This window comes from Hyphomicrobium sp. LHD-15, assembly GCF_031157355.1.
Lineage (GTDB): Bacteria > Pseudomonadota > Alphaproteobacteria > Rhizobiales > Hyphomicrobiaceae > Hyphomicrobium_C.
Map to the genome: position 1 here is coordinate 96,334 of NZ_JAVIFT010000001.1, position 20,967 is coordinate 117,300.

At 62.9% G+C, this 20,967-nt stretch carries 15 protein-coding genes; 11 read left to right on the plus strand and 4 right to left on the minus strand.

Going from position 1 to position 20,967, the window contains the following annotated elements:
* Positions 1-53: 53 nt before the first annotated feature.
* Positions 54-419 (minus strand): RNA polymerase-binding protein DksA, encoded by a 366-nt coding sequence (gene dksA / locus RCO24_RS00430; protein ID WP_308960855.1) that lies wholly within the window; start codon positions 417-419, stop codon positions 54-56.
* A 758-nt stretch (positions 420-1,177) separates the two neighbouring features.
* Between dksA and RCO24_RS00435 the strand changes: the two genes are divergently transcribed.
* The 4 genes from RCO24_RS00435 (at position 1,178) to RCO24_RS00450 (ending at position 5,625) form a co-directional block, all read left to right on the plus strand.
* On the plus strand, positions 1,178-2,038 hold the full coding sequence (locus tag RCO24_RS00435; RefSeq protein WP_308959380.1) for a MoxR family ATPase: 861 nt from the start codon (positions 1,178-1,180) through the stop codon (positions 2,036-2,038).
* Positions 2,039-2,172: 134 nt separating this feature from the next.
* On the plus strand, positions 2,173-2,865 hold the full coding sequence (locus RCO24_RS00440) for a hypothetical protein (protein WP_308959382.1): 693 nt from the start codon (positions 2,173-2,175) through the stop codon (positions 2,863-2,865).
* A gap of 319 nt (positions 2,866-3,184) precedes the next feature.
* Positions 3,185-4,651, plus strand: a complete 1,467-nt coding sequence (locus RCO24_RS00445) for a YcjX family protein (RefSeq protein ID WP_308959383.1) — start codon at positions 3,185-3,187, stop codon at positions 4,649-4,651.
* A complete protein-coding gene (locus RCO24_RS00450) occupies positions 4,648-5,625 on the plus strand; it encodes a TIGR01620 family protein (protein ID WP_308959384.1) in 978 nt (325 codons plus the stop codon). The genes RCO24_RS00445 and RCO24_RS00450 overlap by 4 nt, the downstream gene beginning before the upstream one ends.
* 15 nt (positions 5,626-5,640) lie before the next feature.
* On the opposite strand, the gene mdoH is transcribed toward RCO24_RS00450, so the two are convergent.
* The gene (gene mdoH, locus RCO24_RS00455) at positions 5,641-7,626 is read right to left on the minus strand and encodes a glucans biosynthesis glucosyltransferase MdoH (protein WP_308959385.1); all 1,986 of its coding nucleotides are present in this window, start codon (positions 7,624-7,626) and stop codon (positions 5,641-5,643) included.
* The gene (locus RCO24_RS00460) at positions 7,623-9,197 is read right to left on the minus strand and encodes a glucan biosynthesis protein (protein WP_308959386.1); all 1,575 of its coding nucleotides are present in this window, start codon (positions 9,195-9,197) and stop codon (positions 7,623-7,625) included. Before RCO24_RS00460 ends, mdoH begins: the two co-directional genes overlap by 4 nt.
* A gap of 797 nt (positions 9,198-9,994) precedes the next feature.
* On the opposite strand from RCO24_RS00460, the gene RCO24_RS00465 reads away from it, so the two are divergent.
* From RCO24_RS00465 to RCO24_RS00490, 6 genes are all read left to right on the plus strand, one after another.
* Positions 9,995-11,227 (plus strand): porin, encoded by a 1,233-nt coding sequence (locus tag RCO24_RS00465; RefSeq protein ID WP_308959387.1) that lies wholly within the window; start codon positions 9,995-9,997, stop codon positions 11,225-11,227.
* Between the two features lie 1,041 nt (positions 11,228-12,268).
* On the plus strand, positions 12,269-13,534 hold the full coding sequence (locus RCO24_RS00470) for a porin (RefSeq protein WP_308959388.1): 1,266 nt from the start codon (positions 12,269-12,271) through the stop codon (positions 13,532-13,534).
* 120 nt (positions 13,535-13,654) lie between these two features.
* The gene (locus tag RCO24_RS00475; protein ID WP_308959389.1) at positions 13,655-14,830 is read left to right on the plus strand and encodes a VWA domain-containing protein; all 1,176 of its coding nucleotides are present in this window, start codon (positions 13,655-13,657) and stop codon (positions 14,828-14,830) included.
* Positions 14,831-15,132: 302 nt separating this feature from the next.
* A complete protein-coding gene (locus RCO24_RS00480; protein WP_308959390.1) occupies positions 15,133-15,702 on the plus strand; it encodes a hypothetical protein in 570 nt (189 codons plus the stop codon).
* Between the two features lie 109 nt (positions 15,703-15,811).
* Entirely contained in the window at positions 15,812-16,174 is a 363-nt protein-coding gene (locus RCO24_RS00485) for an ABC transporter permease (protein ID WP_308959391.1), read from the plus strand.
* Positions 16,175-16,629: 455 nt separating this feature from the next.
* Positions 16,630-17,913 (plus strand): GNAT family N-acetyltransferase, encoded by a 1,284-nt coding sequence (locus tag RCO24_RS00490; protein WP_308959392.1) that lies wholly within the window; start codon positions 16,630-16,632, stop codon positions 17,911-17,913.
* 114 nt (positions 17,914-18,027) lie between these two features.
* On the opposite strand, the gene RCO24_RS00495 is transcribed toward RCO24_RS00490, so the two are convergent.
* Positions 18,028-19,725, minus strand: a complete 1,698-nt coding sequence (locus RCO24_RS00495) for an FHA domain-containing protein (protein ID WP_308959393.1) — start codon at positions 19,723-19,725, stop codon at positions 18,028-18,030.
* 413 nt (positions 19,726-20,138) lie between these two features.
* Between RCO24_RS00495 and RCO24_RS00500 the strand changes: the two genes are divergently transcribed.
* Complete coding sequence (locus tag RCO24_RS00500) at positions 20,139-20,903, plus strand: hypothetical protein (protein WP_308959394.1); 765 nt, start codon at positions 20,139-20,141, stop codon at positions 20,901-20,903.
* The last annotated feature ends 64 nt before the right edge of the window (positions 20,904-20,967 follow it).

The window sequence follows — 20,967 nt, forward strand, 5'->3', positions numbered from 1 at the left end:
ATCACGCCCGCCCTTATGTTTTTCGTCAGCGAGATCGCCGCCCGAGGCGCCGATCAGTCCTCGCGATAGACACGTTCGCGGCGCTCGTGGCGCTCCTGTGCCTCGACCGAGAGCGTGGCGATCGGGCGGGCGTCGAGACGCCTCAAGCCGATCGGATCGCCGGTCTCTTCGCAATAGCCGTAAGTGCCGTCCTCGATGCGTGCGAGGGCCGCGTCGATCTTGGAGATCAGCTTGCGCTGACGGTCCCGATCACGCAGCTCGAACGCGCGGTCCGTCTCCGTGGTGGCGCGATCGGCGAGATCGGCGTGCTGCGTCGAGTCCTCGTGCAGACCGGCGATGGTCTCCTTGGTTCTCAGAACGATTTCTTCTTTCCACTTCAGCAATTTCTGGCGGAAGTACGCCCGATGCCGCTCGTTCATGAACGGCTCGTCCTCGGAAGGGCGATAGTCGGGCGATAGAACGATGCTGGACGTACCTGCCTTGGCCGTCAGCTTCTTGTCTTGTGCCTTTTCGATGGCGCGCGTCCTTGCTTTGGGCCTGCTCTCGACCGCCACGGCGGCTTTCGGCGGCGCCTTGGCTGCCTTGGCCACCGGCTTGGCGGCAGAGCGAGCGGAACTCTTCGAGACTTGAGACTTCAAAACCTGGGATTTCGACACTTGCGCCCGGGCCGGCGGCTTTGCGGCTGCCTTGCTTTTGGGAACAGACTTCGGCGCGGCCTTGGCTTTGGCCGGCTTCGACGTGGCTCGCTTGCTCATATGGGGCCTCCGATGATGGGCCTGCCTGAGGGTCGTGTGTTCCGATTCCGAGCGAAGTGTTGGGCGTGCTCATTTGGAGAATGCGGCCGCTTATGTCAAGGAATTCCGCCGTTTAACTGTTAAAAGTCCAGCCTGTGGGCCACCTGCAAGTGGCCGGAATCGCGGGCATTTTGCTCTGCAGCCACACGGCGCCGCAGATTGGGGACAACAAAAGTTGCATCAACCCCTCCCCGCAACCCGCTTTTTTGGCCGTCGTTCGGGGCTGGCCCAATCCCCGCGGCCTGCGACGCTGATACCCGCGGGGTGCTGTTGCAGCAGGCGGACGCGGCGCCTATGACGAACCGAATTCTCGCGTTCCCCGGTTTTCACCCGCGCCCTGGCCCTCCGGCCGTGCCCGGGCCCAGACGGAGATCATCCGGCGCATGACAGCACCCGGCCCCACCCGTTTCGACGGCACCACGAGCTACGTCGCAACGCGCGACCTCACCGTCGCCGTCAACGCGGCCGTCACGCTCGAGCGGCCCCTGCTCGTCAAAGGCGAGCCCGGCACCGGCAAGACCGTTCTCGCGCTCGAGGTGGCCCGCTCGCTCGGCGCGCCGCTGATCGAATGGCACGTCAAATCGACGACCAAGGCCCAGCAGGGTCTCTACGAATATGACGCCGTCTCCCGCCTCCGCGACGGGCAGCTCGGCGACGAGCGCGTCAAGGACATCCGCAACTACATCAAGCGCGGCAAGCTGTGGGACGCGTTCGTCGCCGACCAGCGCCCGGTGCTTCTGATCGACGAAATCGACAAGGCCGACATCGAGTTTCCGAACGATCTCCTGCAGGAGCTCGATCGGATGGAGTTCTTCGTCTACGAGACCGGCGAGACGGTGCGGGCGCGTGTACGCCCGATCGTGATCATCACCTCGAACAACGAAAAGGAGCTTCCGGACGCGTTCCTGCGCCGCTGCTTCTTCCACTACATCAAGTTCCCCGATCCCGAGACGATGGCGGCGATCGTGGAGGTGCATTTCCCCAAGCTGAAAAGCCGGCTCGTCGGCGAAGCGCTGCGCGTGTTCTACGAGCTGCGCGACATGCCAGGCCTCAAGAAGAAGCCTTCGACCTCGGAGCTTCTGGACTGGCTCAAGCTGTTGCTCAACGAGGATATCGACCCGGCCGTGCTGCGCGAGACCGACAGCCGGAAGGTCATTCCGCCCCTCGCGGGTGCGCTGCTCAAGAACGAGCAGGACGTGCACCTGTTCGAACGGCTGGCGTTCATGAGCCGGCGGAAGGATTAGAGCGGGCAGCGCCGGAACCTGATTTTCCTGGTGGCGCCAGGAATCTTCGACGGGGAGACAGCCTGGTGCCGTAAAGCTGCCCCATGGCTTTGCTCTTTCGCGATGCTCTTTCAATCAGCTGTGTGCGGATTTTCATGACAGGCATCGATACCCGACCCGCCAACGACGGATCAGATCTCAACATCGCGGAGGTCGGCGGACGCGGCGGGCGCATCGCCTCCGTGCTGTCGGCGCTGGCGCTTGGTTTCTCCGGGCTTTCCTTCTACGAGAGCGTGCTCAAGACCGCTCAGCTCGAAGTCTACGTCCCGCCCGTCGTCCACTATGCGCGCGACCAGGGCGGCGATGTCGAGCTGTTCGCGATCCCGCTCACGATCGTGAATTCGGGGGCCCGCACCGGCACGGCGCTGACGATGGAACTCACCGTCGAGAGCCTGCGCGCCGATGCGGCCGTCAAGACCAAGCGCTACTACAGCGCCTACATCGGAGAGCATTCGCCGAAAGACGATGCAGACAACCGCTCGTTCGCGCCGCTCAGCCTCGCGGGCCGGCAGACTTTCTCCGACACGGTGCGTTTCTATCCGGAAGGCAACCCGCTGCCGGCGCTGGTGGACGACGCCGGCGACTACCGCTTCACATTGAAGCTCACGACGGCGGTGCCCGCAAATCCTGGTTTGCTCGACGGCTTCCTCAGCCGGGATATTCCGCCGATCTCGTTCGAGCGGACGCTGCCCTGGTTTTCCGAACAGCAGCTCGGAATGCGCCGGATCACGATCCCGATGCACGACAAGGATTGGAAGCCGACGACGACGCCCGCAAAGGATGGCTAGATGCGTTCGGCTGGGCCCGGTGCCGAGCATGAACGTTTTCTGTAAGGCCGCTTCAGGCCCCGTTCATTGGCAACATCGTAAGTCTTCTCACGTACTCTTCGAAAAGAAGTTTCGAAGGGTCTCTTGGAGAAGACCATGAGTGAATTCCTGAGAAGCGCGACCCTCGTGCTGATGGGGCTGACCGTCATCGGTGCCGGCGTCATCGTCGTTTTTTACGGCTGAGGCCGATCCCTCTGCGTTCCTGTCGCACTCGTTCGCGAATGTGCGGCCCAACAGCCTTGCGACTTAGGCAACCCCTGCCTATTTAGGGAAACCCATCATGAGGTTTCCCTTGGACGCCCGAGACCTTTCTCTTTCCGTGGCCGACACCTGGGCCCAGGCCGGTAAACGGATCGGGGATTTCCTGACGCCCTCGCTGCGGCTCGGCGTGACCGGGCTCGCGCGATCCGGAAAGACCGTCTTCATCACCGCGCTCATCCGCAACCTCACGCAAGGCGGGCGGCTGCCGTTCTTCGCGCCCTACGCCGAGGGCCGGCTGATCTCCGCCGATCTCGAGCCGCAGCCCGACGACAACGTTCCGCGCTTCGACTACGAGGGGCATGTGAGCGCCCTCTCCGCCGATCCGCCCAACTGGCCGGACAGCACGCGGCGGGTTTCCGAGGTCCGAGTTTCGATCTCGTTCACGCCGGAGCATCGCCTGCGGCGCGCGCTCGGCATCCGGCGGCTCAATCTCGACATCGTCGATTATCCCGGCGAATGGCTGCTCGATCTCGGGATGCTCGGCGAAAGCTACGAGACGTGGTCGCGCGATGCGCTCGATCGGGCACGGATGCCGTCGCGCGGAGCCGCGGCGGCCGATTGGCTGGCATTCGTCTCCGGCCTCGATCCGGCGCAAGCCGAGGACGAGCAGCTGGCGCTCGATGGCGCACGACGCTTCACCGACTATCTTCGCGCCGTGCGCCAGACTTCGGCGGTCGCCACGCTCGGTCCCGGGCGTTTCCTGATGCCGGGCGATCTCGAAGGCTCGCCGCTGCTCACCTTCTTCCCGCTCGCGCTGCCGCCCGATAGCGCTCCCCAGCGCGGGAGCCTCGCCGCGATGATGGCGCGGCGCTACGACAGCTATGTGCAGCATGTGGTGCGCCCGTTCTTTCGCGACCATTTCAGCCGGCTCGACCGGCAGATCGTGCTTGTCGACGTGCTCGGTGCGCTGAACGGCGGGGCCGACGCCATCGCCGAACTCGAACGCGCGCTGGCGTCGGTATTGCGGGCATTCCGTCCGGGCGCCGCGAGCTGGCTGGCAAGCCTCATTGGCGCCCGGCGTATCGACCGGCTGCTGTTTGCCGCCACCAAGGCCGATCACATCCATCACACCAGCCACGACCGCATGGAGGCGATCCTCAAGCTTCTTACTGTGCGGGCGGCGGTACGCGCGGGGGAAGCGGGGGCGGACGCACGCGTCATGGCGCTTTCGGCGCTCAGGGCCACGCGCGAAGCCCAGGCGCGGGACGGCCGTGGAACGCTCCCCTGCATCGTCGGCGTTCCACTCCCGGGCGAGACGGTCGGGCGCGAGCGGTTCGACGGCATGCGTGAAGTGGCCTTGTTTCCGGGCGACCTGCCGGACGATCCTGCTGCCGTGCTTTCGGGCGCCGCACCGTTCAACGCGACGTTCCCGCGCTTCCGCCCGCCCCGGCTGCTTGCCGTGCAGAAATCCGGCGAAGTGCCGGCCTCCCCTCACATCCGCCTCGACCGCGCCCTCGATTTTCTGATCGGAGACTGGCTGGCATGAGCGATATCCGCGAGCCTCGCGTTTTTTCACCCGACGATCCGAAGATCGTCGGCGAGACGGCACAGCCGGCGGACGATGCGCCGTTGCCGCTCGACGAGGAGATCCCGCCTCAGCAAAGGCGCAACACGGGAGCTAGCGTCGGCGGCCTCTTCCTTTCGGCCGTCGCGGCGCTTGCCGGCCTCGCGCTCACCGTCAGTTTCGCGAATTTCGTTTCGACGGCGCTCGCCCGCGACGGTTGGGTGGGCTGGACGGCCCTGAGCCTGCTCGTCATCGCGATCGGAACCGGGCTCATCATCCTCGGGCGCGAGATCATCGGCCTGGTCCGGTTGCGCCGCCTCACGCGGCTGAGGCGCAACGCCGAGACCGCGATCAGAACCCGAGACATCGCGCTCGAACGCAAAACGGTGGCGGGCCTTTCCGCCACGTTCCGCGGGCGGCGGGATCTCACCTGGAACCTCGCGCGGCTGCGCGATCACGCGGGTGACGTGCGCGATCCCGGTGATCTCCTGCGGCTCGCCGACCGCGAGGTGATCGCGCCCCTCGATACCGTCGCGCGCCGCCTGGTGCTGAAATCGGCAAAGCGCGTGTCGGTCGTGACCGCGATGAGCCCGATGGTGTGGGTCGCGATGCTCTACGTGATGGTCGAGAATCTGCGCCTGCTGCGTGGTCTCGCCACGCTTTATGGTGGGCGACCCGGCGGGATCGGCGCGCTGCGAATTGCGCGCCTGGTGATCACGCACATCGTGGCGACCGGCGGCCTCGCGATGACCGACGACCTGCTCGGCCAATTTCTCGGGCAGGATCTCTTGCGGCGGCTTTCGCGGCGTCTCGGAGAGGGCGTGTTCAACGGCGCGTTGACGGCGCGTGTCGGGGTTGCGGCCATCGAGGTGACACGGCCGATCCCGTTTCTCGATTCAGAGCCGATCCGCGTGCGCGATCTTCTGCCGGAGCTGCTGCGCCGCTCCGGTTCGTAGATCAAAACGAATGTTTCAGGCGGCGGTCGCGAGGCGTCCGCGGCGCTCGGCTTCGGCAACTTCGGCGGCTGCGGCCAGCCGCTCGCTCCATGCCTGGGTATGACGCAACGACCGCAGCTCGATCGACGACGGCGATCTGTCGACCGGCGTCGAAAGGATGACGTTCATGGCCGGGCCAGCGGTCTGCGAGGTCATCCAGTTCAACGGGCCCGATAGCACGAGGCCCAGCACCACCGGCGCCATCCAGACGAGCAAGCCCGGCGAAGTTTCCCAGCAGACGATGGTGACGACCACGCCTACGAGCATGTGGGTCCAGTGGAAGCGCATGGCATCTCCCAGCTCCATCGCCGCGTCGTCACGCCGCTGCACTTTCCAGCCCGCGTCGCGCCCGAAGAAGATCTGCAGAACGGAAGCGGTCTGCGTCATCATCATGATCGGGGCCAGCAGCATCGAGTAAACCGTTTCGGTAGCGACACCTGCGATCGCGCGCGGCATGCCGAACAGCTCGCGGGCGCGTTGGGCGCGCTTCAGCTCGAGCGCGAGTCCCAGCGCCTTCGGCAGCAGCACGACTGCCATGGTGGCGAGGAACAGACGCATGGCGGCGCCGGGGTCGATGACCGGCCAGATCGGGAACAGGGTCTTGGAATCGGTGAAGTAGCTCGGCAGCAGCTGCTGGCCCTGCAACGCCAGCACGAGACCGACGGCCAGAGATGCCGCCCAAACGGCCGACACGACGTAGGCGGTCGCGCCCATGAAAAGATGTAGGCGCCCCATGCCGGGCACGCCGCGCCGGAAGACCAGTGCGAGATGCTGGATGTTGCCCTGCGACCAACGCCGATCCCGCACGATGAGATCGGTCAAGGCCGGCGGCATGCTTTCGAAGGAGCCCTCGATCGACGGCGCCATGTGCACACCCCAGCCAGCGCGCTGAAGCAGCATCGCCTCGACGAAGTCGTGGCTCATGATGTGACCGCCGAACGGCGGGGGGCCGGGCAGATGCGGAAGACCTGCAGATCCCGCAAAGGCGCGGGTACGAATGATGGCGTTGTGGCCCCAGTAGTTGCCCTGGTCCTTGCTCCAGAACGCCAGACCGGCGGACATGGCGGGGCCATAGATGTTGGCCGCGAACTGCATCAATCTCTGCAGCAGCGTCTTGCCGCCGATGAGCTTCGGCACGGTCTGGATGAGGCCCGCCGACGGATCGGCATCCATCGCGCGCGCTAGCCGCACGAGCGCCACGCCGGACATGATGCTGTCGCCGTCAAAAATCACGAAATTCTCGTAGGCGCCGCCGAACCGCTCCACCCAATCCTTGATGTTGCCGGCCTTGCGGGCGGTGTTCTCGATGCGGCGGCGATAATAGATCCGGGCCTGCCCTGCGAGCACGCGGGCGAGATCAGCATAAACGGCTTCTTCGCGGGTGCCCTCTTCGGCGCCGCGCGTGTCGGACAGCAGAAAGATATCGAAAGCATCCGCCTTGCCGAGGGCCGTCAGCTCCTCGACGATCGCCGAGATCGTGCCGGAGATACGGGCGGGGTCTTCGTGGTAAACGGGGAACAACAGCGCGACGCGGCCTTCGATGGGACCATCGGCTTCGGGGATCGCGATGTTGTCGGCCTTCTCGCCGGCAAAAAGCGGCAGGAAGCCGAGGGCGGCCGAGAGCGTGCCGACCGAAATCCAGGCGAACGTCAGGGTCGAGAGGACGAGAAACATAAGCTGGATCGGCGTCATCTGCACGAATGACAGAACGCCGTAGAGCTCATAGGCGAAGGCCGCCGTCATCAAGCCCGCGCCGAGAAACACCGCCGTGCGCGGGATGCCGGGCCCGCGCCGCTTCGGCCACGCCCGCTGAGGGCGGGCGGAGAAATCCTGCTCGGGCATTTCCAGAGGGGCGCCTTCGGGGAGAAGAGCGGGATCGCTTGCGTCGAGACGGGGCCGGCTGGAGCGGGCCGCAGCAGGCGATCCGCTCGCCGCGCCAGATGCGAGGTCTTCGGCGATCATGCTCTCGTCCATCGATAAAGCCAGGTTTCGGAAATCTGCTGACCGGCCAGCTTAAGGCTTAAACGCAATTCGATAAGCTCTGTTCCCGCGGTGTTTAACTCGAACTTCACCCGCAGCCCCGGCAGCTCCGGATGACGCTGCACGGTGAGGTTCGAAGATGCCCCGCCGCTGATGAACAGATCGGCGACCGGCAGCTCCCGCGCATCCCGAGCGGCAGGTCCCGCAAAGTCGACAACGAACACCACCGTGTCCGCATTCCGTCCCGCGCCGATCCGCGTCTCAGCCGTCCAGGCCGGAGACCAGACTTCGGGCGCTTCGCCGCCCCAATAAATCCGATAGGCGTATTTGTAGCTCTGGCCCGGCTCCAATGGTTTGGCGGGCTTCCAGTAGGCGACGATGTTGTCGTGGATCTCTTCGGTGATCGGGATCTCGATCAGCTCGACATAGCCGTCGCCCCAATTGCCCTGCGGCTCGACCCAGGCCGTGGGACGGCGATCGTAGCGGGCTTCGAGATCCTCGTAGGACTTGAACGCGCGATCGCGCTGAACGAGGCCGAAGCCTTTGAGGTTCTTGTCGATGAAAGCGCTGGTCTGCAGCGTCTTCGGATTGGTAAGCGGGCGCCACAAGCGCTCACCCTGGCCGTTGACGACAGCAAGACCCTCGCTGTTGTGTACGGCCGGGCGATAATCGCTGCCGAAGCGGCTTTGCGCGGGCCCGTGGAAATACATGCTGGTCAGCGGCGCAAAGCCGACATGCGCCAAAGATCGGCGCGGGAACAGCACGGCCTCGATATCGGCAACGGTCTCGGCGCCGGGACGGATTGTAAAGCGATAGGCGCCGGCCACGCTTTCGCTGTCGAGCAGCGCGTGGATCAGGATGTCGGCTGCGCCAGGCTTCGGCTTTTCGATCCAGAACGCGCGAAAAACCGGGAACTCCTCGCCGCCGGGACGCGCCGTGTTGACAGCGAGCGCGCGCGCCGAAAGGCCGTACTGCTGATTGCGGCCCACGGATTTGAAATAGCTCGCGCCCTGAAAAGCGACGAACTCGTCCAAGGCGTCCGGCCGATTGAGCGCTCCCGAAATGCGAAATCCGGAGAAACCGAACGGCGCGGCATCGGGGGCTTTCTCGATAGAGGGCCCGATGGCGAAACTCGCACTGTCGGCTTTCAGGCTGCGGGCTTTTCCACCCTCAACGATCCAGACTTCGACCGGCGTTTCATAAAGCCAGCCCAACGCGAGAAGCTGCACTTCGTAGCCGAGGTTTTCACCGCGCCAAACGGATGCCTCGGGACGAAAACGAATATCGCGATACTGCTCCGGCTTGAGCGCGTTGAACGGCTCCGGCAGATCGATGCGCGGTTTCACGAACTCGCGGGCCGACAGCTCCTCGGCGAGCTTCTTCACATGGTCGGCTGCAAAGGATTCGTCGGGTGCATCGGCGGCGGCGCCAGCATGGGCCGGACCGAGAGCAAGCACATGCTCTGCCAGCGCGATCATGGCCGTAACCGCGCCCGCACCGATCAGAACCCGACGCCGATTTGGGCCTGCGCCCGTGCCAGGATCGTCACTCATCTATTATTTCTGTTATTCTGTTCGTTCCGGAGAAGTGTCTTGCTCCGGCTTGACGCGTCGCCCAATTCAACCCGGATCAGTGCCCCCCGCATCAACCCGGTGATCAAATCGGATGCTCCCCACGGGGCAAGCCGGCATTTCATAAGCACGGAAACCGAATTCCCTGCTGTCTGGTGCTGATAGACGTCGAATGTGGCAACATTTACTGGCCGACAGCTTCTTAAAGCAGAGCACGACTTAAAGAAGCCTCGAAATCAATCGGCCAATCTGTATATTGCACCGCAATAACAATATCCGACAGGACGGCTCGTCGCAAGGCACCCTCTGTCCAATATTTTCGTTGGCCGGAAGTTCGCCGCAGGGCGATTGAGAGCGCCGTTAACTCGGATGGATGCGTGGATCCGGGGCGGTTGCGAGAGGTGAGCGGCGGCGTCCTACTTGGACAGGGCTTTTTTCCCAAATGAGATAATCTTGCAGCGCTCGAATTCGTCCGACCACGCAGGGTCTCTCTCCTGCACGCGCAAATGGAAAACTCCAACGAGTTCGAAAATTCGTTCGTTATCTCAGCATGTTAAAGGCGCAACACAGCTCGTGGCAATAGCGCCACACGGGGGGTGAATTCCACTGGAAAGCGCATCTTCTCCATTCCCTGCCGACGAGAGATCTGCGTAGTATCTCGGCCTGGGCGGTGATTCGGTTAAGGGTCATACGACCGCTGTTCGAGTTGTGAGCGCGTGGCGTTGATTAACATAATGCGTCAAGCGCCCGTTTCGAAGTTAGTAGACGGGAGAAGGTAAATGAAAAAGCAAAGCCTAAGCGCCCTGGCGGCGGCCGGCCTCCTTGCAGGTGGTCTGTCTGTTACCAGTGCGTCCGCAGCCGATCTCGGGGGGAACTGCTGCGCTGACCTCGAAGAGCGTATCGCCGAGCTCGAAGCGACCACGGCCCGCAAGGGTAACCGCAAGGTTTCGCTCACGATCTCTGGTTGGGTTTCCGAGCAGGTGACCTACTGGGATGACGGCTTCGAAGACAACGTTTACGTGACGGGCACTGGCGCAACGATCGCCACGAACGTCAAGTTTACCGGCCAGGCCACGATCGTTCCGGGCTGGACCGCAGGTTACGTTCTGCATCTCGAGTTCGACGGCTCCAATACTCTTGGCACCAGCCAGGACGATCCGTCGGGCGGCCCCCTCAACAGCGCTCTGCAGTCGTACTGGTTCCTCAAGAGCGAGAGCCTCGGTAAGGTCAGCGTCGGCTTGCAGTCGATGGTTTCTGACAACGCTGCGATCCTCGTTGACGGCTCGGGCTCGCTCGTCCCCGCCAACTGGGTGGCCTTCGACGCCTTCGCTTTCAACATTCGCAGGTCGTCTGACGGTACCTCGCCTGCTAACGGCACCTGGGGCCAGGCTGGCGCTTGTATCGCAGGCGATTGCTACGGCGTTCCTGTGAACTCGGTTCGCTACGACTCGCCGACCTTTGCCGGCTTCTCGGCTTCGGCTTCTTGGGGCGACGACGACACTTGGGACGTTGGCCTGCGCTACGCGGGTGAAGTTGTTGGCTTCAAGCTCGCTGCGACCGCCGTTTACGCGGAAGCTTCGGGCGACGTAAGTTCGCTCTACGGCGACAGCGAATACTTCCAGGCTGGCGTCTACCTGCAGCACATCGGCACCGGCCTCTTCGGTCTCGTCAACTACGCCGATATCAAGGACAATGCTCCGGGCGCCGGCGCATTCCACAACGGCGATGGCAACACCTGGTACTTCAAGGCTGGTCTCCGCCAGCGTTGGACGCCGCTTGGCCACACCGTGCTGTACGGTGAGTATCTCAAGAGCGAAGGCGACGATTTCGATCTGAATGGCGACGCTGGCAGCCGCGAACTTACGTGGTACGGCGGTGGCATCGTCCAGGAAATCGACAACGCTGCTATGTCGCTCTGGCTCAAGGCTCGCCAGTACGAAGCAGAAGATTCCTCGGGCGACGCTTTCGAGGACTTCACGGAAGTCACCTTCGGCGCTCTCATCAACTTCTAATCGAAGCTGAGACTGCCAAACCAAACAGGAAGCCGCCCTCCGGGGCGGCTTCTTTGTTTTTGTGACGTGCTCTGACCCGGGCCCTCTCCTTTTTTCGTGAGCAAAGGAAACAGGGACTCGCGGCAGCATTGGAGGCTTGGGAGCGCGCGGTCCGCGGCTTCCTCGCAATGCTCAAGGCTCTTTCTGTGACTGACGCAGGAGCCTCTCGACTCTCTCGCGGCACAGCGGCTCTCTTAGATAGAGCCCGCCACGTATTTATATAGTGCGCGCCGAGGAGAGAGGCCGTCACGGCATTCCACCAAACCGGCGCTGTGATCAGGACTGCGCGCGGCGCATTTGGACTCTTCATCTATATAGAGTGAGAGCGGCCGATCACGGTGGGTCAGCAGCGTTGCGTCTGGTTCGAGATCTTGTCGCTCCCAGATTCCACGATGGAATGCGTCCTGGCTCCTTGAGGATGCGTCTTCTTAAATGCACCTCAGTTGCGCGCACGGTTCGATGCCGATGCGTGACCGATTGAGACGTGCACGTTCAATGCCCGCCGCTCAGGCACTGATGCCTCGAAGTGCCCAATTTAGGGGATTTCAAGACCGAATTGCCCGTCGCGAAGGCAATCGAATATCGCCCCAGGGACAGCTCCGGCTCCGTCATAGTCTCGATCTCGAATCGACCTAATGATCAATTCCGCCGTTCAAAATCCGGATAGCGCGAAGCCGTGACCTGACGTGAAAAGCCCTGATATCCCCAATTCGTCCACCGCCGCGCACCGCCACAGGCCTTACCGCCTTCCTAAGCAACCCCCTGATTTTCCGCCCTCTGCCGATCTCTTCGTGTCTCACGAGCCACAGTTGCAGAGTAGTCAGGGACAAAATCGCATTGCTCGATTGTTGCGCAGGTGAGAATCACAGACTTTCGGCTCCAGCGGCGGTTCCGAAGGAAACTTCAGCGCCGTCAACATCGCAGAGTGCGGCCTAGTTTGCGTATTTTTCCGAGTAAGGGCGTCCGCCATCTCGATTACCAACGCAGATTGGGAGAAGGTCTATGAATAAATATAGCCTAAGCGCCCTGGCGGCGGCCGGCCTGCTCGCAGGTGGTCTCGCTACGAGCGCAAATGCAGCTGACCTTGGGGGCAACTGCTGCGCGGACCTCGAGGAGCGCGTCGCCGAACTCGAGGCAACCACGGCCCGTAAGGGCAACCGTAAGGTTTCGCTGACGGTTTCCGGTTGGGTCGCCGAGCAGGTGACCTGGTGGGATGACGGCGTCGAGTCGAACTCTTACGTCACTGGCACCGGCACCACGCTCGGCTCGAACGTAAAGTTCACCGGCCAGGCCACGATCGTCCCCGGCTGGACCGCCGGTTACGTTCTCCATCTTGAAATGGATGGTTCGGATGCGCTGACGACCAACCAGGATCGTCCGAATGGTCCGGGCCTCTTTGCAGGCACCGCCAACTACGCTCAGACGCTCCAGTCCTACTGGTTCATCAAGAGCGACACCTTCGGTAAGGTCGGCGTCGGTCTTCAGTCGATGGTTGCTGACAACGCAGCAATCCTCGTCGACGGATCGGGCTCGCTCGTTCCCGCCAACTGGGTGGCCTTCGACGTTCTCAGCTTCGGCATCCGCGCCAAGGGCGTTGGTGGTCGCGGCTTCGTTCAGGCTGACCGGACACCCGGTGGCGTTCTTGGCTCTACGGATCCGGACGCTGCTTTCACCTGGGGCGGCGCTGGCGCTTGTATCCCTGGCGACTGCTACGGCGTTCCCGTGAACTCGGTCCGCTACGACTCTCCGGTGTTCGCTGGCTTCAGCGCCTCGGCATCGTGGGGTGATGATGATGCCTGGGATATCGGCCTGCGCTACGCTGGCGAACTCCACGGCTTCAAGGTTGCTGCGACGGTTGTTTATGCTGAAAGCACTGGCACTGTTAGCTCGTCGTTCGGCGACAGCGACTACACGCAGGCTGGCCTCTACATTCAGCACATCGGCACTGGCATCTTCGGCTTGATCAACTACGGCGAGCTTGATGATCATGTGGCCGATACCGACGGCGACACTTGGTACTTCAAGGCTGGTCTCCGTCGCAACTGGAACCACCTCGGCGCAACGGTTCTGTACGGTGAGTACATGAACAGCGACAAGGACGACTCGTTCGACAGCGAGTTCAAGTGGTGGGGCCTCGGTGCCGTCCAGGAAGTCGACGCTGCTGCAATGTCTCTCTGGCTCAAGTATCGCAACTATGAGTTCGAAGACAACGTCAACAGCTACGAAGACCTGAGCGAAGTGACCTTCGGCGCCCTCATCAACTTCTAATCGAAGCTGATAACGCCAAGTCAAACAGGAAGCCGCCCTCCGGGCGGCTTCTTTGTTTTTGTCGCCTTGCCCGTTTCCGCTATTCGCGTTACGCGATGAGGAACACAGAGGACGAGGCGTATGTTCGCAACGTTTTTCAAAGAGCTGAGGGATGCCAAGATCCCGGTGACGCTCAAAGAGTATCTCACGCTGCTTCAGGCGCTCGACGCGGAAGCGGCCGGGCAGCGCGTCGAAGATTTCTATTATCTCTCGCGTGCTGCGCTGGTTAAGGACGAGCGCTTTCTCGACCGCTTCGATCAGGTGTTCGGGCACGTTTTCAAAGGGCTCGATCTGGTGGGCGAGGCCGCTACGGCCGAAATACCCGAAGAGTGGCTGCGCGCCGTTTCTTCGCTCTATCTCACCGACGAAGAGAAAGCCAAGATCGAGGAACTCGGCGGCTGGGAAAAGATCATGGAGACACTGGCCCAGAGACTCGCTGAGCAAAAGGAGCGCCATCAGGGCGGTAACAAGTGGATCGGCACCGGCGGCACATCGCCGTTCGGTGCATACGGTTACAATCCTGCCGGCATCCGGATCGGGCAGAAGGAAAGCCGGCACCAACGCGCGATCAAGGTTTGGGACAAGCGCGAGTTCAAGGATCTTGCGGGCGACGTCGAGCTTGGTGTCCGCAACATCAAAGTGGCGCTGAGGCGCCTGCGCCGCTTCGCGCGTGAGGGTGCGGCGGACGAACTGGATCTCGACCAGACCGTTCGTGGAACCGCGCGCAAAGGCTATCTCGACCTCGCGCTACGCCCCACCCGGCGAAACGCGGTGAAGGTGCTGATGTTCTTCGATGTCGGCGGATCGATGGACTGGCACGTAAAAACCGCCGAGGAGTTGTTCTCGGCCGCGCGTACCGAGTTCAAGCATCTCGAATACTATTACTTCCACAACTGCCTCTATGAAGGCGTCTGGCGCGATAACGCGCGGCGCTGGACGGAGACGACGCCGACCTGGCAGGTGCTCAACACCTATCCGGCCGACTACAAGGTGATTTTCATCGGCGACGCTTCGATGAGCCCCTACGAGATCTCGCATGTCGGCGGAGCCGTGGAGCACATGAACCCGGAAGCCGGCGCGACATGGCTGCAGCGCGTGACCGGAATTTACGCGCATGCGGTTTGGCTCAATCCGGTGCCCGAGACGCATTGGGGCTACACACCGTCGATCGGGATGGTGCGCCGTCTGATGGAGGGGCGCATGTACCCGATGACGCTCAGCGGGCTCGATTCGGCCATGCGCGAGCTGATGCGCTGAGGGCTCCAGCCTCGCCGCAAGCCGGGATTCGGACTCATTTTGGAGGGTTGGATTGCGAGAAAGCCCTTTGGCCGGGCTTTTGGAGCCCCTTCTTAACCTCCCTCATAGGCCTGTTTAGGCTGAGTTTCACCGGTGTTTTCAAGGTCCCGTTGTGCCTTGAATCTGCGTGTTGCCGAGTTGTACACGCTGGCGTCCAAAATTGTGCTGATTCGCACACAATCTTGCCGCGCCCGGCGGATTGACCTCATCTCAAAAACGGCGCAAATCTGCGCTGAATTTGTGCAGCTTTGAGGTCACCGTCGATGCATCGCGCTGCCATTCCCACCTTGATCGTTGCCGTCGCCATTGCGGGCTGCTCGTCCAGCGGCAACGGCGTGTCGACCTCGTCCATTCTCGGTTCCGCGCCGACGCCTCCGGCTGTCGAGGCCGCTGCGGCTTTGCCGGCCGCCTCTACGCCAACCTCAAGGGCATTCCAGGCCGGCAGCGTTTCGGCGCGCGCCAAAAAATGCGGCTATAATTTCGACGAAGCGCGTCTCCGGTCATCTTTCCTCGCCCACGAGGTCAGTGTCGGCACCACGCCCGACCAGATGGCCCAGATCGAGAAAGTCTACGACGTCGCCCACAACGGCATCGCGAAGGCCGCCGCGGGCGAAGCCAACTATTGCTCCGACCAAAAGACCCGGATCATCAAAGCCGATCTCAATCGCCTGCTCGCGGGCGATTTCGAACCGCCTCCCCAGCCTGTCGCGAAGAAGCAGGAAGATGACGACGGAGGTTTCTTCGGTGGCCTGTTCAGCGGCGGCTCGCAGCAGGAGGACAACTTCGGATCGGGCGATTGGTGGCAGAAGCAGCAGGAAAAGGCGGGCGGATAATCACTCCCCCTCTCGCGCTTTCGTGTCGCCGGACCTTCACGCCGGTCTTCTTTTCCGGCTCACTTCCGCCAACAGGTGATTTGGCGCCAACCGTGATCTGGCTTCGTTCGTGCAGCAGCTTCTCTGGTTCGAAACGCTTCTCAAGCTGACAGGTGGCGCCATCCTTGTGCTGGCCCCGCTCGCGACCCTCAGGCTTCTCGGACTGCCCACCCCAGCGAGCGGATTTTGGCCGCGCCTGCTGGGTGCGGTGCTGATCGGGCTCTCGGCCGCTACTTTCATCGAAGGCGCCTGGGAGGGCTCGCGAGGTCTCGGCCTCGCCGGGCTGATCGTCATCAATATTCTGAGTGCTGCCGCGATCGCGCTTGCCGGCCTTTTCGGGGGCGGGGCGTCGACGCGGCGCGGCACCTTCACCCTCTCCGCTCTGGTCGTGCTGCTGTTCGTTCTCGCCCTGGTCGAGATCGCGCACGCCTAGAGATCGATAATTCACGCTTCAGGCATTTCCTGCGCTGCCGATTCACGCCGCGCCCGATAGGAGCCGCGGCGATCGGAGCGCGTGGGCCTGAAGCAACCATGGTGGTTTTTAGTGAGACCGATGATTCACGCTTAAGGCTGGTAGGGCCTGAAGCGATCATGGTCTAGGCCCACTTTTGTCGTGCTGATACAGCCATTTTGGGCAGCGTTCGCACCAAAGCGTTATCCTTTTCGTGAGACGATCCACGCTGGTCTGGTTCGCATCCCGTTTTGGGATGCCGGCGAGAGCACGTTCACTCTCGATTAAGTAAAACTTCCCGAGTGAACGCGCTCTAAGTCTTTGTTTGAGAGTCTGATTCACGTCCTCGATGCGAGCGCTTTCCTTGGACCTGCCTCCGGCGGGACATTCGCATCTCGGACGATTAGGCTCTCGTCTTGCGTAAGGGATCGTTGCCCATGTCAGCAACATCGGTTCTCATGAACCGCCAGAGCGAACGGCTCTCGCGGGACACGACTGCGGTCTCCCTTCAGTTGCCGACAGTGGCCGCGGATGCGGCGAGACAGGCCGCGCCAGACCAAGCCTCGTTCGACCTCGTGACCACGCGCGCAGGCTTCGAAGCGCTCGAAGCCGATTGGAACGATCTTTTCGCGCGTGCCGGCCGTGACATTCATCTGTTCCAGACCTTCAACTGGCTCTGGCACTGGTCCAATCATTTCCTGCCGGCGGCCGATGCGGCCGGCCCTCGCCTCGCGATCGTGACCGCGCGGATCGGCGGACGCCTCGTGATGGTGTGGCCGCTCGTTTCCGAACGCGTGGGTCCAATCAAGCGGCTCAGCTGGATGGGCGAGCCCGTAAGCCAGTATGGCGACCTGCTGATCGACGACGTCGCGGACAGCCCCGCGCTGCTTCGCGCCGCATGGGATTTCGTCACGCGCCGGACCGGCGCCAGCGTGCTGCAACTGAGGAAGGTGCGCCAGGATTCCGCCATCGCGCCGCTGCTCGAGGAGAAGGGCGCGGCGATCATCCAGGAACTCACCGCGCCGTTCCTCGATCTCAAGAGCGCGCCGACGTTCGCGGAGTACGAGACGCGCTATTCCAGCGGCGCGCGACGCAACAGAAAACGGCAGCGGCGCCGGCTCGACGAGCGCGGAGGGATCGCGCTTCAATTTCTTTCGAATGGCGCGGAGGCCGCAGCGCGTGTGGCCGAGGTCTTCACCTGCAAGATGGCGTGGCTGCGCCAGCGCGGGATCGTTTCACCGGCTCTCGTCGACCCGAGGACCGAGCGCTTTTTCGCCGACGTGGCCCGTGCTGATGCTCGTCCCGCTGGATGCCACGTCATGACGCTGTCGTCGGGTGGGCGTCCGGTCGCGTTCGAGATCGGCGTTCGCTGCAAGGGCCGCTCCGCCATTCATATCATCGCCTACGATCTCGAATTCGAGAAAACGGCGGCGGGCGCTTTGCTGATGGAAGACAGCATCCGGAGCGCGATGGCTGACGGCATGACCGTCTACGATCTCCTGGCGCCCGGCGACGGCTACAAGCTTGAATGGGCCGACGACGCGGTGGTGGTGCGCGATTGGGCGATGCCGCTCTCGCTGATCGGCCGCACGTATTCGACGCTCTATCTCGGCTCCCGTCGTGCGCTCAAACGCGGGCTCGATACGCTGCCGGTCGGTGCGCGCCGCAAAGTAACGGGCCTTCTTTCGGCACTGATCTCGCGCGGCGGAAAATCCGCTTAGAGCGTGATTGCTTTTCCTTGGATCGCAATCCCGCTCTAGGTTCTTGATGAGACCGATGATTCACGCTTCGGACTGATAGGGTCCGAAGCGATCATGGTCTAGAACGCGCTATCTTCAGAGGCGCGACAACCGCAGCGTCGCAAGACCGAACGTGATCTGATTGCCGGCTCCCGTGATCGTCACGGTGCGTTTTCCGATGCTCTCTCCGTCGAGCTTGGTGCCGTTCATCGAGTTGATGTCGCGCAGCATCAGGGCTTCGCCTGGATTGAACATGAGCTGAGCGTGCAACGCCGAAACGCTGCCGTCGTCGATGACAAAGCTCGCGCGCCCGGGATCGCGGCCGAATGTCCACGTCGCGGGTAGCTCCCTGCCGGACTGTGGATCGATCACGGGACGCAGCTCGAACTGGAGCGCCCGCCCCGATGGATCGAAGCCCGACAGCATCCAGCCCATTCCGTGCGCCGCAGCAGCGGCTTCAGGCGCGCTTTTTGCGGCGGGCTTTTCGAGCAACAGCTCATAGTCGACCGTGCCAAAGCGCAGAACCGAACCCGCAGCGGCATCGGCTTCGCGGATCCACACGCCATCAAGGTAAGTGCCGTTCGACGAATTGAGATCGGTGACGTGGATCCGCTGCGCCTTGCGATCGTAGGCAAGGCGCGCGTGCAGCTTGGAAACCGTATCGCTCGCGACGACGATATCGGTTCCGGGGCCACGCCCGATGGTGACGGCGCGTCCGGTTTCGTCGAGGCGGATGGTCTCGCCGCTTTCCAGCGGCCGCAGCACCAGCAGGCCCGCCGCCGAGGCGTTGTCCCGTAATGGCAGAAGCCGCCTGACGCTGATCTTCTTTTCCCCGGCCCCGCCAGTCTGCGGGCCAATCAGCGGAATGTGCCGGCTGATTACCTCCGGCAAAGCGGCCCGCAAAGGCGCCGTGCCTTGTTTGCGGATGGCGTAGACTGCGGCCGCGAGGGCCAGCACCGCGGTCATCGCCACCAGAAGCGGAAGAACGCTGCCCGGTCCGCCGGAGCACGGCCGGCTGCTCGAAGCGAAGGCAATCTGGCCTTCACGCAAGAAGCGCCCGACCTCGTTGGCGTGGATCGAGAAGAACAATCCTTGCGAGTTGAGCCCCTGCAAGGTGTTGATGCCGACAACGAGTCCGCAAGCGTCGAACAGGGGGCCGCCGCTGTTGCCCGGATTGATCGCCGAATTGTGCTGAACCGTACGCGCACTCAAGACCTGGGTTTCGCTGACCTTCAGATTGGTGAAGGTCATGCGCGACACGACGCCGGTGGTGATGGTCGACTCGAGATCGGTCAGCGGCACGCCGCGCGCATCGGGCCCCGGCACCAGCTCCTTGTTGAGATTGGCGGCGCCGGGGTATCCGATCGCCACGACCTCGGCGAGTTTCTCCGGCTCATATTCGCCGAGTATCAGCGGCTCGCCAGGCAAATCCTCGCGCGCCTCGAGCAACGCGAGGTCGATGTTCGGCCGCGCATCGGCGCGCTTGGCCTCGACGAGCTTGGCTTCGCGTCCATCCCGGAAGGCGATGTAGAAGCGAGCGCCATTTTCCACGACGTGGAAGTTGGTCATGACGTAACGGCGGCCTGAGATCAGGAAGCCGGTGCCGGACGACACCGTGAACTGGTTCTTCTCGGGAATGAAAGTGTAGATCTTGTAGACGCTCGGCTCGACGCGATGCGCATCGAAGGCGCGCGATGCGAGCGGCGCCAATCCGGCCACGACGATCGCCACGGCCGACAGGGCAAGGGCGCGCAGAACAACGCCGCCGCGCGTTCTTCGGTTCTCTAACGGCATGATCCGCCCAGCGATGCTGCCCCTGATGGGCTACACCTAGCGCAACCCCCGATCAGCATCCAGATCTATCGGCGGCGCGGCGCTTGGGGTTGAAGCTACAGCAAATCCGGGATGTTGGCGGACAAGGCCAAGATTAAGCGAGCCCTCGTTTCTCTCTCCCCGATCAGCGGCCGATCGGATACTCTTTTGCCGGATCGGTGGCATCCTCCGACGGTTTACGGGCCTTTTGCCAAGATGAAGCAGTGGATGATCCGCGTCCGCCGTTTCATCATGGCGTGAGCCTAGACTTGCAGAAAAATTACCGGGATGCTCCCGATATTCCTTGAAAATGCCAAACACCCTGGCTTTTTGATCAGTTGTGCTTCTTTCCGGAAAAAGCCCCCGCTATTCCGGACGCCTCTTGGGAGACGGACATGCTCGCTCGTACGACTTCGGCGGTTGTTGCGGCCTCGATGCTTCTGACCACCCTTCCCCCGCCCGCCGTGGCGCAGTTCGGTATCAAACGGGCTTTCAAGAAGGTCGTGCGCGCGCCGACCCGCATCGTTCCGGGCGTCGGGGTCGGTGTTGCCGGCGTCGGCGTTCCACTGGTCGTGTTCGGCGGGCCGTTCCGTTCCGCGTTCGGCGTGGTCGCGGCGGTGGCAATCGGCACCGTGATCTTCAATCACTTGTCGAAGAGCGAGCGGCGCGAAGTTGCGCAGCGCGCCAAGACCGTCGTCGCCAAGGATCCCGAGCAGCGCGTCACCGACACCTACACCTCGAAGGACGGCAAGAAGCAGGTGACGATCGTCGCCGAGCCGATGCAGAAGGCCTCCGACCTCAAGAACGATCCCGCAATCCTGATGGTGGCGGACACGGTCGTGAAACCCGACAGCAAGGCCGGCAATACTCCCGGCACCAACTTGGCTTCCGACACTTCGAAGGCGACGGATGCAGGACCGCAGACCACCCCACCGGCCGGAGCAGCGGCCGCGACCACGGCGGCACCCGCCGCCAAGCCGGTCGCTGACGAAGAGGTCGTGCGCATCAACGCCATTCCTCCCGATACCCAGTGCCGCAAGGTGACGACCGAGCTCGAACTTCGCAAGAAGAAGGGCCAGGAGACCGCTGACGAGAAGAGCGCCAACACCGCCATCTTCTGCCAGACGGCTCCGGGAGAATGGAAACCCGCTTCAGCCTAGCTCTCTCTTCCGTCGTGGTGATATGGCAATTCTAGGCTCGTTCCGATCTAGCCGGGGTAGCGGA